This is a genomic window from Micromonospora sp. NPDC049101, assembly GCF_040648675.1.
Taxonomy (GTDB): domain Bacteria; phylum Actinomycetota; class Actinomycetes; order Mycobacteriales; family Micromonosporaceae; genus Micromonospora.
The window spans coordinates 120,099-133,412 of sequence record NZ_JBEZED010000014.1; the positions used below are offsets into that span (position 1 = coordinate 120,099).

General features: G+C 68.7%; 11 protein-coding genes and 1 pseudogene. 7 read left to right on the forward strand and 5 right to left on the reverse strand.

The features are described from left to right. Positions 1-18 precede the first annotated feature (18 nt). Positions 19-456, reverse strand: coding sequence for a VOC family protein (locus AB0B57_RS20700; RefSeq protein WP_357071931.1), 438 nt, complete (start codon positions 454-456; stop codon positions 19-21). Positions 457-736: 280 nt separating this feature from the next. Between AB0B57_RS20700 and AB0B57_RS20705 the strand changes: the two genes are divergently transcribed. The 4 genes from AB0B57_RS20705 to AB0B57_RS20720 all read left to right on the forward strand — a co-directional run bounded on the left by AB0B57_RS20705 (position 737) and on the right by AB0B57_RS20720 (position 3,955). After that, a complete protein-coding gene (locus AB0B57_RS20705) occupies positions 737-1,849 on the forward strand; it encodes a ricin-type beta-trefoil lectin domain protein (protein WP_357071934.1) in 1,113 nt (370 codons plus the stop codon). Next, a complete protein-coding gene (locus tag AB0B57_RS20710) occupies positions 1,846-3,084 on the forward strand; it encodes a cellulose binding domain-containing protein (protein WP_357071937.1) in 1,239 nt (412 codons plus the stop codon). The genes AB0B57_RS20705 and AB0B57_RS20710 overlap by 4 nt, the downstream gene beginning before the upstream one ends. Positions 3,085-3,320: 236 nt before the next feature. Further along, entirely contained in the window at positions 3,321-3,659 is a 339-nt protein-coding gene (locus AB0B57_RS20715) for a type II toxin-antitoxin system RelE/ParE family toxin (protein ID WP_357071940.1), read from the forward strand. Next, positions 3,656-3,955, forward strand: coding sequence for a helix-turn-helix transcriptional regulator (locus AB0B57_RS20720; RefSeq protein WP_357071943.1), 300 nt, complete (start codon positions 3,656-3,658; stop codon positions 3,953-3,955). The genes AB0B57_RS20715 and AB0B57_RS20720 overlap by 4 nt, the downstream gene beginning before the upstream one ends. Before the next feature lie 10 nt (positions 3,956-3,965). Here AB0B57_RS20720 and AB0B57_RS20725 read toward each other — a convergent pair. Beyond that, positions 3,966-4,376: pseudogene (locus tag AB0B57_RS20725) on the reverse strand (DUF3427 domain-containing protein); the annotation flags it as partial. A gap of 118 nt (positions 4,377-4,494) precedes the next feature. Here AB0B57_RS20725 and AB0B57_RS20730 point away from each other — a divergent pair. Beyond that, on the forward strand, positions 4,495-5,850 hold the full coding sequence (locus tag AB0B57_RS20730; protein WP_357071946.1) for a hypothetical protein: 1,356 nt from the start codon (positions 4,495-4,497) through the stop codon (positions 5,848-5,850). 403 nt (positions 5,851-6,253) lie between these two features. Further along, positions 6,254-8,353 carry an MMPL family transporter gene (locus AB0B57_RS20735; RefSeq protein WP_357071949.1) on the forward strand — a complete coding sequence of 700 codons (2,100 nt, stop codon included), beginning with the start codon at positions 6,254-6,256 and terminating at the stop codon, positions 8,351-8,353. Here the strand turns inward: AB0B57_RS20735 and AB0B57_RS20740 are convergent. Beyond that, positions 8,350-8,652 (reverse strand): hypothetical protein, encoded by a 303-nt coding sequence (locus tag AB0B57_RS20740; RefSeq protein ID WP_357071952.1) that lies wholly within the window; start codon positions 8,650-8,652, stop codon positions 8,350-8,352. The two genes, AB0B57_RS20735 and AB0B57_RS20740, sit on opposite strands and share 4 nt — an antisense overlap. A 164-nt stretch (positions 8,653-8,816) precedes the next feature. On the opposite strand from AB0B57_RS20740, the gene AB0B57_RS20745 reads away from it, so the two are divergent. Continuing rightward, a complete protein-coding gene (locus tag AB0B57_RS20745) occupies positions 8,817-9,575 on the forward strand; it encodes an LPXTG cell wall anchor domain-containing protein (protein ID WP_357071955.1) in 759 nt (252 codons plus the stop codon). Positions 9,576-9,639: 64 nt separating this feature from the next. Here the strand turns inward: AB0B57_RS20745 and AB0B57_RS20750 are convergent, their stop codons facing one another. Together AB0B57_RS20750 and AB0B57_RS20755 are read right to left on the reverse strand one after the other, a co-directional pair. Then, complete coding sequence (locus AB0B57_RS20750) at positions 9,640-12,726, reverse strand: DUF3427 domain-containing protein (protein ID WP_357071958.1); 3,087 nt, start codon at positions 12,724-12,726, stop codon at positions 9,640-9,642. Further along, on the reverse strand, positions 12,713-13,255 hold the full coding sequence (locus tag AB0B57_RS20755; RefSeq protein WP_357071961.1) for a macro domain-containing protein: 543 nt from the start codon (positions 13,253-13,255) through the stop codon (positions 12,713-12,715). Before AB0B57_RS20755 ends, AB0B57_RS20750 begins: the two co-directional genes overlap by 14 nt. Positions 13,256-13,314 lie beyond the last annotated feature (59 nt).

The window sequence follows — 13,314 nt, forward strand, 5'->3', positions numbered from 1 at the left end:
TGCTTTCGTGCGGCGTGCTCAGTCCATCGCGCTGAAGTCGGGCACGGTCAGGGTGCCGTCCGCGGCGAGGGTGAAGCCGGGATTCCAGGAGATCTCCCACAGGTGACCGTCCGGGTCGGCGAAGTAGCCGGCGTAGCCGCCGTAGAAGGTCTCCCCGGCCGGCTTGGTCACCGTGGCACCGGCCTCGGTCGCGGTGGCGATCACCTCGTCGACCTCGGCCCGAGAGCGGACGTTCTGGGCCAGGGTCACCCCGCCGAAGCCGTCGGTGCCAGGATCGTCGATGCCGGCGTCGGCGGCGAGTTTGTCGCGACCCCAGAGCACGAGGGCCAGGCCGCCGGCCTGGAGGAAGACCGTCTCCTCGACCTCCTGGCCCTGCCAGCCGAGGTGCTGGTAGAACGCTGTGGCGCGCGCCAGGTCCGAGACGCCGAGGGTGATCAGATTTATCCGCTGCTCCATCCTCGTAACCTAACGCGCGATCAGTCGGAGGGCGCGGCAGACAGTAGACCAGATCAATCCGAGGAATCTACACTCTTCTCTGTTAACGCTCACACTCGTCCCAGTGCTGAGGCAGTAACGCCATGCCGATGTGACGATCGGCGCCCGCCGGGCGAACACCCGGCAGCCGGCGGCTGCTCGGTCCGGCCGGCCCCGCTCCCAGAGGTTGCCGGCTGCCCGTGGCGGCCCTCCCGGTCGGCCCATGCCCTCGGCCAGCTCGACCAATCCAGGGGAGAAAGCTATGCGAACGAGGGCACGATGGCTCGCGACGCTCGCCGCGCTCGGTGTCGTGGTCGCCGGAGTGGTGACACCCACCGGGCCGGCCAACGCGGAATCCAACGGCGGGGTGCGGGTGATGCCGCTCGGCGACTCCATCACCGAGGGCACCCAGGTGCCCGGCGGGTACCGCATCGGGTTGTGGCAGCGCCTCGCCACCAACCGGTACACAGTGGACTTCGTCGGGTCGCAGTTCAACGGGCCGGCCAGCCTCGGTGACCACGACCACCAGGGGCATCCCGGCTGGCGCATCGACCAGATCGACGCGAACATCGTCAACTGGCTGAACACCCAACGACCGCAGACCGTCCTGCTGCACATCGGCACCAACGACATCCTGCAGAACTACAACGTGAGCACCGCCCCGAACCGGCTCTCCACCCTGATCGACAAGATCACCACCACCGTGCCCACCGCTGAGGTGTTCGTGGCGCAGCTCATTCCGCTGTCGAACAGCGGCCAGGAGGCGGCCAACCGCACCTTCAACGCGGCGATCCCCGGCATCGTGCAGAGCAAGGTGAACGCTGGCAAGCGGGTGCACCTGGTCGACATGCACAGCGCTCTCACCACCGCCGACCTGATCGACGGCGTCCACCCCACCGCCGGCGGCTACGACAAGATGGCCGCCCGCTGGTACACCGCGTTGCAGTCGGTGCCCGGAAGCATCGGCAACCCGGGCAGCGGCGGCGGACAGACCACCACGATCGTCGGCACCCGGTCCGGCAGGTGCGTCGACGTCCCCGGCTACTCCACCACCAACAGCACCCAGCTGAACCTGTGGGACTGCCACGGCGGCACGAACCAGCAGTGGACGTACACGTCCAGCAAGGCGCTGACCGTCTACGGCAACAAGTGCCTCGACGCCGCCGGCAACAGCACCGCACCGGGCACCCAGGTCACCATCTACGACTGCCACGGCGGGACGAACCAGCAGTGGAACGTCAACGCGAATGGCACGATCACCGGCGTGCAGTCCGGCCTCTGCCTGGACCCGTACAACCAGGGCACCGCCAACGGCACGAAGCTCGTCCTCTGGACCTGCACCGGCCAGGCCAACCAGCAGTGGATCCGCAGATGAAGCAGCCCACACGATGGCTGACGGCCGCGCTCGCGGTGGTCCTCGGCCTGGCGCTGGCCACAACGACCCGGGACGTGGCCGCCGCCGACAGCCCGTACCAACGGGGTCCGGATCCGACCGCGGCCAGCGTCGCCGCCACCCGCGGCCCGTTCGCCACCACGCAGGCGACAGTGCCCGCGGGCAACGGGTTCAACGGCGGGTACGTCTACTACCCGACCGACACCAGCCAGGGCACCTGGGGTGCGGTCGCGATCGTTCCCGGCTATTCCGCCCTGTTCGCCAACGAGGAAGCCTGGATGGGCCCCTGGCTGGCGTCCTTCGGGTTCGTGGTGATCGGCATCGAGACCAACAGTCGCACCGACGGCGCCGACGCCCGCGCCACCCAGCTGCTCGCCGCACTTGACTACCTCACCCGAACCAGCCCGCTGCGCAACCGGGTCGACGCCAACCGGCTGGGCGTCATGGGCCACTCGGCGGGCGGCGCCGGAACCCTCCTCGCCGCCCTCCGGCGGCCGACCCTGAAGGCGGCGGTCGGCCTCGCACCCGGTACGCCCGGCAACAACCTGAACATGTCCACCACCCAGGTCCCCACCATGCTGCTGTCCGGGCAGAACGACGGCACCGTCACGCCCTCCTACGTGCAGGGCATCTACAACACCCTGCCCGCCGGGGTGGAACATGCCTGGGCGGAACTGGCCGGCAATGACCACCTCTCGTTCACCAGGCCGAACCCCACCGAGATGCGACTCCTGATCCCGTGGCTCAAGACCTTCCTGGACAACGACACCCGCTACACCCAGTTCCTCTGCCCACTGGCGGACAGCACCGGCGTTTCGCGGTACAACGCCACCTGCCCCCTGGTGCCGCCGGACGGCCCGCCGGCACCACCCACGTCCGCCCCACCAACCACGGGTACGCCCACCACGCCACCACCCTCCGGCCCCACCTGCACCGCGACCTACCGCACCGTCAACGCGTGGTCCGGCGGCTTCCAGGGCGAAGTCACCGTGACCGCCGGCACCGCCGCCATCAACGGCTGGACCGTCAGGTGGGAACTGAACAACGGCCAGCGCATCGACCAGGTCTGGAGCGGCACTCTGAGCACCAGCGGGTCAACCGCGACGGTCCGCAACGTCTCCTACAACGGCTCGCTCGCCGCCGGTGCCACGACAAGCTTCGGCTTCCTCGCCTCGGGTACGCCAGCCACCACCTCACCGACCTGCGTCAGCCCCTGACCAGCCATAGGCCGTGAACCTGCGGCCTGGAACGGGAGCCACCAGTTGACCGCCGCGCACCTCGACCCAGCGTCGAGGTGCGCGGCGCGACGACGTATTCCTCCAGGCGCCGTCGCCAAGAGGGGCCCTGGCGTCTCGGCGAGAGGTCGACGCCAAGCCGATTGGCGACACGCGTCCAGAAGAAGCTCTCGGACATACGCGCAACCCATAGCATCGATGCTATGGGTTGGGGTAGCGTGGAGCTGGAACCAGAGGTTCGAGACTGGCTGGAGGAATTGCCAACGGCCGACTTCGCCAGAGCGGCGTTCTACATCGATCTCCTGGCAGGCCGAGGTGTGCAGCTCGGGGAGCCGCACACCAGACAACTCGACGGCAAGCTGCGAGAGCTGCGGTTTTATTTAGAGCGCGATGCCGTGCGCGTGACGTACTGGATAGCCTCCGATCGGAGGATCATCCTGCTCACGGTGTTCCGGAAAACGCGGATGCGGGAGGACCGGGAAGTCGAACGCGCTCGACGCGCGTTCGAGCGGTGCGTGGCAGAGCGGCACATCGTGAACGAGGGGGCAGAGCGATGAATGATCGCCTGGATTGGAATGACCTGCGTGAGCGCCGCATGGCGGAGCCGGGGGCGGCCGAAACCTACGAGGCCACCCGGATCGCCTTCGAGCTTGGTGAAGAGGTGCGCCACCTGCGGGAGGGGCATGGTTGGAGCCAAAGCCAGTTGGCGCGAGCCGCCGGCATGACCCAGTCCGCGGTGGCCCGCTTCGAGGCAGGTGGCACCGTGCCGACTCTGCCGGTCCTGGAACGCCTCGCGCGCGCCCTGGACAGGAGGCTCGACGTCAGGTTCACGCCGAACGCGGACGCCGCCTGACCGGGCAGGGTTAAGCGGCAATCGTCCGCGCGGTGGCGTACACGTCGGCGGGCAGGGCGTGGTCGAGCTGCCAGAGGACGCGCATGGGCCGGTCGCCGGTGTGCGACTCGTACGTCATGGTGCCGGCATAGAGGTAGGGCGGTGCGCCGAGGTCCCGGTCGGCGATGCGGGTCTCCCGGACGAACAGGTGCACTGCCGAACCGCCCGTTCTGTAACGCTGCCCCGTCGCCGACGCCGCCGAGGTGGTGCTCTGCGACTCCCACTGGAACAGCCTGTCGGTGATGGGCCGGTCGGCGTACATCGTGGTGGGGGAGTAGTGCGCCGCCGACTTGACCAGGGTCACGAAGAACAGGTCGGCCTGGGCGTCGGGCAGCCACTTCACCCCCTCGCGCAGCGAGCCCGGGTTGGTCATCCCGTCTGCCCACCGTGGACGGCTGCGGTAGGGCGGGCCGAGCGGTGCGGGACAGTGCCAGCAGGGAGCCCGGTACTAAGATCTCGCCTTGCCGTCAGCATGCGGCTGGCCGACACGGGGAGGTGTCATGCGGCGTCGCCAACTGCTGGCGTCCGGGGTGTTCGCGGCGATCGGGCTCAGCGCTGGGGAGCTGTTGAGAGCTGCCCCGGCCGCCGCCGAGCCGGCCGTGCTGAAGAGCGTCGGCGTCCAGCTGCCGGTGGACGACCTGCGGGCGATCGAGCTCGACGAAGCGCGCGGCCGCCTATACATCGCACAGGGGGTTGGTGGCGCACTGCCGCTGGTGGTGACCGATCTCGACGGCCGCCTGCTGTCCCGGGTCACCGCGGTCGCTGACATTTCCGACCTCGTCCTCAGTGCCGACGGACGCTTCCTGTACGTGGCCCAGGGCTTCAACCGGATCATCGCGTTGGATGCCGCCACGCTCACCATCATCGCCAGCTATCCCGCACCCGTCGGCGCCCACCTGTACACGGTCGAACCGACTGGCGAGAAGGTCGTCGGCGGGTTCATCGACGCCGGTATCGGCTCCGGCGGTCTGCTGGTCTGGTCTGCGCCCGGAACCTCGCCAGTGGTTTACACCGCAGGTCCCAGCTACCATCCGATCATCGACGCCAGCCCCGGCGCGCCCGGTCTCCTCGTCGCCGGTGACACCGGGTACTCGCCCGTCACCACGTATGTCATCGATGTCTCCGGTGACAGCCCGACGATCGTCGCACAGCGGGACTACACCGGCAGCAACCTCATCGACTACGCCGTGAGCCCGGACGGCACCGAAGTGGTGGAGACGGTGGGCAGCCCGTACGAGCACCACTCGTACCGGCTGCCGGATCTCGCCGACGCCAACGTCTATCCGAGCGGCGTCTATCCGCAGGACGCCGCCTGGTCCGGGGACGGCTCGACCGTCGCCATCGGCCGCGCCCTGACCGCCTCCGGTGCCGCCGATGTCTACCTCTACGCCAAGGGCAGCACGGTCCCGACGTACGCCGTCGACTTCCGCAGCGACGACAGCCTCTGGGCGGGCACGCTGCTGGTGAACCGGGACGGCACCCGGGCCTGGGCGGTCACCTCGACCGATCCCTACCAGGAAACTCAGCTGCTGCACTCCTTCGGGCCGGCGCACCCGCCGACGCCGCCGGTCACCGACCTGGCCGTCACCGCCCAGCTCGGGGGCGGCAAGGACAAGCAGACCGCGCAGCTCACCGTGACGTGGAGTTCGCCCATCGGTGACGACAACTACTGGTGGATCACCGCGTCGACCAACGGCGGGGCCGAGCGGGAGTTCTGGCGCGGCAAGCTGGACGCCACCGGCAGATACACCCTCACCTACTCGCTGCCGCGCGGCACCACCATCTTCACGGTCCGGTACCGCGACTACTACCAGTTCTACCCGGACGGCTACGCTACCGCGACGCTGCAACGATGAGCGCGCCGGCGACAGCGCGGGCCAGCTCGGCCGCCGGCCCTGGCCAGTAGGGCAACTCCGGCCCCGGAATTCCCTCGCGGCTACGCCCTGCTGTCGCAGACCGGCACTCTTCAGGCCAGCAAGCCGCACTCGCGGCCCAGACGTAGCTGCCTGGGCTGCCGAACCTCGTGTTGTCCCGACATGTCGCACCCCGACATTTGAAACTCCCGCCACCCTCGACGGCCAAGTATCCGGAAAGGTTTGGCGGCCGACTGTAGTCTGCACAGCGGGTAGCGAAGACCACCCGGAAGAGTGATGGGGCGCGCGCCCTGGGCGCTCCAGGCCAGACGACTGTGGTGTCGAACGCACGGGGGGAACCATGTTCGAGCGGCTGGGCAGATTCGTTGTGGGCAGAGCGTGGTGGGTGATTGCCGGGTGGGTGGTGGTGGCGGCAGCCATCATCCTCACCACACCATCGCTCAGCGACATCACCTCAGCGGATCAGGAAAGCTTCCTGCCCCGCTCGTACGAGTCCGTGCAGGCCACCGAACTCGGGCAGAAGGCGTTTCCACAGCAGGCCACCGCGACCGCGGTCATCGTGGTCAAGCGCGCCGACGGGCAGAAGCTGACGCCGGCGGACGAGTCGACGGTGGGCAAGCTCGCCCAGGCGCTCAAGGCCAAGAACATCCCGCACACGTCCGGCTACCAGACCGGTCCGCCAGCAGTGGCACCGGACAGGTCGGTGCAGATCGTCAACGTCGGGCTCGACGCCCCCACCCCCGACGACCCGACGCTGCTCGACGCCGTCCGCGATCTGCGAGCGGACATCGGCCCGGAGTTGGCGAACAGTGGACTGACCGCGGGCGTGGCCGGCGACGTGGCGAGCTTCGTCGACAACGAGGACACCTTCAACAACGCCTTCGCCGTGGTCGGCATCGCGACGATCATCCTGATCATCGGACTGATCCTGATCATCTTCCGCAGCCCCATCGCCGCGCTGCTGCCCGTGGTGGTCGTCGGCGTCGTCCTGAGCATCACGACGGGTCTCGTCGCCGCCGCCGGCAAGGCATTCGACCTCAGTGTCAGTCAGGACCTCCAGACGATCCTGCTGATCGTGCTGTTCGGCATCGGCACCGACTACATCCTGTTCCTGCTCTTCCGCTACCGGGAACGGCTGCGCGCAGGCGACGACAAGCGCACCGCGATGATCGTCACCGTCCAGCGGGTCGGCGAGGTCATCACCTCGGCCGCCGGAGCGGTAATCGTCGCGTTCCTCGTGCTGCTCCTCGCCTCCCTGGGCTTCTTCGGCTCGCTCGGCCCGGCGCTCGCGATCGCGGTCGGCGTCATGCTCGTCACCTCGCTCACCCTCGTCCCGGCGGTCGTCTCGCTGCTCGGCCGGTACGTCTTCTGGCCGTCGAAGGCCTGGCAGCGTACGCCCAAGGCCACCATCTCGCACCGGCTCGGCAGCACCGTCGGGCGCCGGCCGGCACTCGTCGCGGCGATCTCCGGCATCATCCTGGTCGCGCTCGCCGCAGGCGTGCTGAGCTACAAGGCCGACTACGACTTCAGCGCCGGCTTCCCGCAGGACACCGAGTCGGCGAAGGCCGCGCAGGACCTCCAGCGCGGTTTCGCCGCCGGTGCGCTCGCCCCCACCGAGGTCTACCTGACCACCAGTAACGGGTCACAACTGACCGAGCAGCAGGTCAACGAGTTCGCCGCGGCCATAGCGAAAGCCCCGGGTGTGGGCCAGGCGCAGCCGCCGGAGCGCAGCACCGACCCGAGTGTGGCCCGAGTCAATCTGCTGCTCAACGAGAACCCGGTCGCCAACAAGGCGATCACCCTCGTCCGCGAGGACCTGCGCGATGCCGTGCACGCGTCGGCGCCGCCCGGCACCCGGGCGCTGGTGGGCGGGACCACCGCAATCTTCGCGGACATCAACTCGGCGAACAACCGCGACCTGTCGGTGATCCTGCCGGTCGCAGCCGGTCTGATCGCGCTCATCCTCGCGCTGCTGCTGCGCAGCCTGGTCGCGCCGATCTATCTGGTGATCGCGGTGCTGCTCAACTTCGCCGCCACACTGGGCGCGACCGTCTACCTCTTCCAAGGGCTTCAGGGCGAGCCCGGTGTCACCTTCCAGTTGCCGATCATCCTCTACCTCTTCGTGGTGGCGATCGGGACCGACTACAACATCCTGATGATCGCCCGACTACGCGAGGAAGCGCGGGAGGGCAACGCACCACACGAGGCCGCCGCCATCGGTGTGCAACACGCCGGCCCGACCGTCGCGGCAGCCGGACTGATCCTGGCCGGCACGTTCGCGGTGCTGCTGCTCGCGCCGATCTCCTTCCTTCAGCAGATGGGCTTCGCGGTGGCGATCGGCATCGTGCTGTCGGCGTTCGTCATGTCGATGTTCTTCGTCCCGGCGCTGACCGCGCTGATCGGGCACAAGGCGTGGTGGCCGGGCCACGGGGACGAGCGGCCGGCCGGCGGGCGACACGCCCCCGCCGTCGACCAACCGAGCTAGTCGCGCACCCGCAGCTTGCCGGCCCTGAAGTCCCGCAGCATCCCCTGCTGCGTCGCGCGGTCGACACCTGACGTCACCGCCGCCGCCGCGACGCCATGCTGCCGGAACCAGCCGGCCATGAACTCCGCGTGCCCGATGCTCACGCAGAACCCGAGCGCCCGCATCCGCCCGACGTCCACCTTGCCGTCGACCGCACGCAGCACCGACCGCGCCCGAGCGTGGTTGCCGGTGTAGAGGACGTTGAGTTCGGACAGGTCGTAGCCCTGCCCGCGCTTCCAGGTGACCTGCGACAGGTCCACCTGGGTTCGCTGCCTCCATTGATGAGACGGTGGCGTTCAACGGCGACTGCTGGACGGGCGGGGTGCCGGTGACCTACCCGACTCCGCTGATCCGTGGGGCATCCCTCTCCGCCGGCTGACTGTAATATCGCCATGCTTTGATCAACACGGGGAGGAAGATCCACATGCGACGGAAGTTCACGGCCGGTGCCCTCATAGCGCTGGCTTTTCTGGTTCCGGCGGCACCGGCGATGGCGCAAACCAAGGCGCCCGGCCTGAACGCGGCCTGCCAAACGGTCGAGCGCAAGGTGTACAAGGATATTCGCGAGCTTGTCACCATCGACCTGGACACCGCCACGAATCAGCAGCTGCGGATATTGACCGCCCAGATCCTGGCCGCGACCGACTCGTTGCCCGTCCTGCCGGACAGGATCCAGGAGCGGCTGAGGGGCACGCCGGACGAGCTCCGCGCGTACCTCAAGACGGGTTTGCAGACAGACTGGCTGATTGCTCTGCGGATCTCGGTGGGCCAGACGATGACGGGCGCTGGTCCCAACGTGAAGAAGGCCGCACAGGACGTGCTCGACGAGGAAGCCGTCGATGCCTACCTGGCTTACCTGAACGACGGCCTGTACGCCGCGCGTGTGGAGGACTGCAAGTCTCAGCCGACGGCGACCCCGACGTCTCGACCCACCGCGACGCCGACTGCCACGCCGACTGCCACGCCGAGCGCCTCACCGAGCGTCTCGCCCAGCGCCACGACGACAGTCGTGCCGACCCCTGCCTCTTCCACCACCCCCGCGGGCGCGGGCGGCGGCGACGGCGGGCTGCCGGTGACCGGTGCCCAAACCGCGACCATGGCCGGCATCGGCGCTGCGCTTCTGCTCATCGGCGGCGCGGTCTTCGTGATCGGACGCCGACGCCGGGCCCGCTTCGTCGCATAGCTCGTTCAACGCGCCCGGCCCGATGCTTCGTCGGGCCGGGCGCGTTCAGCGTGGCGCGGAAGGCTCAGGCGGCGATCGTCCGCGCGGTGGCGTACACGTCGGCAGGTAGGGCGTGGTGGAGCTGCCACAGGATGCGCATGGGACGGTCGCCGGTGTGCGACTCGTACGTCATGGTGCCGGCGTAGAGATACGGCGGCGCCCCCAAATCGCGGTCGGCGATCCGGGTCTCCCGGACGAACAGGTGCACCGACGAGCCGCCCGAGGTGTAGCGCTGCCCGGTCGCCGACGACGCCGAGGTGGTGCTCTGCGACTCCCACTGGAACAGGGTGTCGGTGATGGCCCGGTCGGCGTACATGGTGGTGGGGGAGTAGTGCGTCTCCGACTTGACCAGGGTGACGAAGAACAGGTCAGCACCCGCGTCGGGTAGCCACTTCACCCCTTCGCGCAGCGAGCCCGGGTTGGTCATCCCGAAGGCGGCGCACGCCTCGTTGCGGCTGTATCGGGCGTGCACCCGCAATGGCACCGCACCCGGGGCGGTGATCGGCGTGACCCGGTGGATGCGGTCCCGCAGCACCTCGGCGACCTGCCGCAGCTCGGTGCAGCGCGCCGGGTCCTTCCACAGTCGGGTGAGCCGTTCGTCGCGGGTGGCCAGGGGTGCGTTCGGCCCCCAGAGGCTGAAGTGCAGCATGTCCAGCAGGCGGCCGTTGCCCGCGTACACCTGCTGACCTGGCGCAGGCGGTCCGGCCGCGACCTGGGTCAGTAGCTCCAGCCGGTCGGTGTCGTCGGTGTGCAGCATGCGACCGATGGCCCGGCCCAGCTCCCGGTCATCCTGGCCGGGTGTGGAAGTTTCGATGCCGGCGAGTCGCCGCAGCCCGGTCCAGCCACCGATGCTTGCCGACCGGTAGACGTCCTCGATCTCCAGGCCGGTCTCGTGCAGGAACGTCGCCAGGCTGACGTCACCGAGGTGCCGCAGCTCAGACAGCAGGCCGGCCTTCGAGGTGGGCAGCGCGCTCTTCAGGTTGTCGAGCACCACCTCCTTCGCCACCCGGTCCAACTCGACGTGGCAACCGCTCGGCAGGCTCGGGAAGTCGTCGCGAACCGCCTCGATGATCGCCCGCCGACTCACCCCGGTCAGGGCACGCCACCGCCTGTCGAACCTGAAGTTGGCGTGCTGCCCGCCGATGAAGTCGAGCACCGTCAGGCAGGGCTTGTCGTCGTCCAGGCGCAGGCCACGGCCGAGCTGTTGCAGGAAGACCGTGGCGCTCTCGGTGGGCCGCAGCAGCAGGATCGTGTCGACCATCGGCAGGTCGACGCCCTCGTTGAACAGGTCCACCGTGAAGAGCACCCGCAGCTTGCCGGCCCTGAAGTCCCGCAGCATGCCTTGCTGCGTCGCGCGGTCGACACCTGACGTCACCGCCGCCGCCGCGACGCCATGCTGCCGGAACCAGCCGGCCATGAACTCCGCGTGCCCGATGCTCACGCAGAACCCGAGCGCCCGCATCCGCCCGACGTCCACCTTGTCGCCGACCGCACGCAGCACCGACCGCGCCCGAGCGTGGTTGCCGGTGTAGAGAACGTTGAGTTCCGCCAGGTCGTAGCCCTGCCTGCGCTTCCAGGTGACCTGCGACAGGTCCACGTCGTCGTGCAGCCCGAAATACTGGAACGGCGCCAGCAACTGCCGCTCCAACGCCTCCCACAGGTGCAGCTCAACGGCCGCGCGGCCGTCGAACCACCGGCGCACGTCGCCGCCGTCGGCCCGGTCGGGGGTCGCCGTCAACCCCAGGAGTACGCGGGGACGCAGCCGCTCCAACAGCCGCGCGTACGTCGGCGCCTCCGCGTGGTGGAACTCGTCGACGATCACCATGTCGTACGCCTCGGGGTCCACCTCCCGGCGGTGCAGCGACTGGATGGAGGCGAAGACGTGCTTCCAGCCGTTCGGCTTCTCACCCGCGACAAGCGTCTCGCCGAAGCTGCCGTCCCCCATCACCTGCCGGAACGTCGACAGGCTCTGCCGCAGGATCTGCTCCTGATGAGCGACGAAGAGCAGCGAATCCACCCTGTTGTTGCGATGCAGCCGGCGGTAGTCGAGGGCGGCGACCACCGTCTTGCCGGTGCCGGTCGCCATCACCACGAGGTTGCGCCACCGGCCGTGGACCAGCCGCTCCGCGTCCAGGTCGGCAAGGATCTCGGCCTGATAGGGGTACGGGCGCACGTCCAGGTTCGAGATCTCGGTGGGCGCCTGGTCGCGGCGCTCCCCGCTCAACGCGTGCCGTAGCCGCTCGGCGTCCCGGGTCACGTCGTACGCCTCGAACGCCGGGTCGTTCCAGTAGTCCTCGAACGTCGCCGTGAACGTGTCGATGACGTGCGGCTGCTCCATGTTCGAGATGCGGACGTTCCACTCCACGCCGTCGACAAGCGCGGTCTTCGACAGGTTCGACGAGCCGACGTACGCGGTGGTCGTGCCGTTGTGGCGGCGGAACAGCCACGCCTTGGCGTGCAGCCTTGTCGTCCTCGTTTCGTAGGACACCTTGACCTCGGCGCCGAGTTCTGTGAGCCGGTCCAGCGCTCGCTGATCGGTGGCACCGAGGTAGGTGGTGGTGATGACGCGGACCTTGCCACCACGGGCGATCAACTCACGGATGGCCGGCTCGACGATGCGCAGGCCGTACCACTTGATGAACGCGCACAGCAGATCCACGCTCTCGGCGGAGGCCATCTCATGGTTGACCTCGTGGCCGATCCGGGGCTGGTGACGGCCGTTAACCAGCAACGCGCCGGTGGAGAGGGGAGTGGTGGGGCGCTGCGGGAAGGTGGACTGCGCGGGCGGGGTCGGCGGGGCGGCGATGGCGTGGAGCAGGTGTCGGGTGTCGGTGACCTGGTCCTGTGCTGTTGCTGCCTTCGGGCTGAGGGTAGCGATGGCTTCGGCGATCTGGTTGGCCAGGTCGATCTGGTGGTGGAGCTTGTCGTCGCCGCTGGGGACGGCTTGCAGGGCGCGGGAGGCCAGGGTCGCTATGTGGCGGGCGAGGGTGTGGTGGGCGTCGGCGGCGTCGAGCCTGTGGCGTTGGACCAGGGCGGGATCGACGTGCTGGAGGCGGTCGGCCAGCTCACGGGTGATCAGGTGCTCGTAGACGCCCCGCTCAAGATCCGTCATCACGGCACGGTAACTCTCTCTGTGGCGGCACTGCCCTCCGCCGCGCTGTGGAAGGTGAGTTCGAGCCGTCGGTGGCACCACCCGGCGGAAACAACAGCACCCGTACGTCCGCGAGGGCAGCGAAGGTCCGCTCCAGCAACGGTCGGACTTCACCCCAGTCGAGACCGCCGTTACCGCAGCCCAGCGCTGGCACCGCGATCGAGGAGATGCCGTGCGCGCGAACAACGCGGACGAGGTCGCCGAGCCCGGCCTGGACGTCTGTCACCTTCGAGCTGGTACGCCAGTGGCCCTTCGTCGGGAAGTTGATCACGTAGCGGCCTGGTCCTGGACGAGCCGAATCGAAGAGGAACATGTGGCCAAGCTTTATCTCTTTGGCGGCGCATGCTGCCCGGTAGGCGGCGTAGTTGGCCGGGTAGGCGCTTTTGAACTGGAGGGCGATCCCCTTGCCCATCACACCCACGGTGTTGACCGCGTTGACCAAAGCCTCGGCGTCAGCGGTCAGCAGGTTGCCTTGCGCGATGATGATCAAATCCGTGTCTTTCCCATGGTGATCCTTGGTACCAGTTGGGCCTGACATCGACGGACACG

Excerpts from the sequence above, each read along its gene's own strand:
- AB0B57_RS20700 (WP_357071931.1), bottom strand. The coding sequence starts at position 456 with ATGGAGCAGCGGATAAATCTGATCACCCTCGGCGTCTCGGACCTGGCG.
- AB0B57_RS20705 (WP_357071934.1), top strand. The coding sequence starts at position 737 with ATGCGAACGAGGGCACGATGGCTCGCGACGCTCGCCGCGCTCGGTGTC.
- AB0B57_RS20710 (WP_357071937.1), top strand. The coding sequence starts at position 1,846 with ATGAAGCAGCCCACACGATGGCTGACGGCCGCGCTCGCGGTGGTCCTC.
- AB0B57_RS20720 (WP_357071943.1), top strand. The coding sequence starts at position 3,656 with ATGAATGATCGCCTGGATTGGAATGACCTGCGTGAGCGCCGCATGGCG.
- AB0B57_RS20730 (WP_357071946.1), top strand. The coding sequence starts at position 4,495 with ATGCGGCGTCGCCAACTGCTGGCGTCCGGGGTGTTCGCGGCGATCGGG.
- AB0B57_RS20745 (WP_357071955.1), top strand. The coding sequence starts at position 8,817 with ATGCGACGGAAGTTCACGGCCGGTGCCCTCATAGCGCTGGCTTTTCTG.
- AB0B57_RS20750 (WP_357071958.1), bottom strand. The coding sequence starts at position 12,726 with ATGACGGATCTTGAGCGGGGCGTCTACGAGCACCTGATCACCCGTGAG.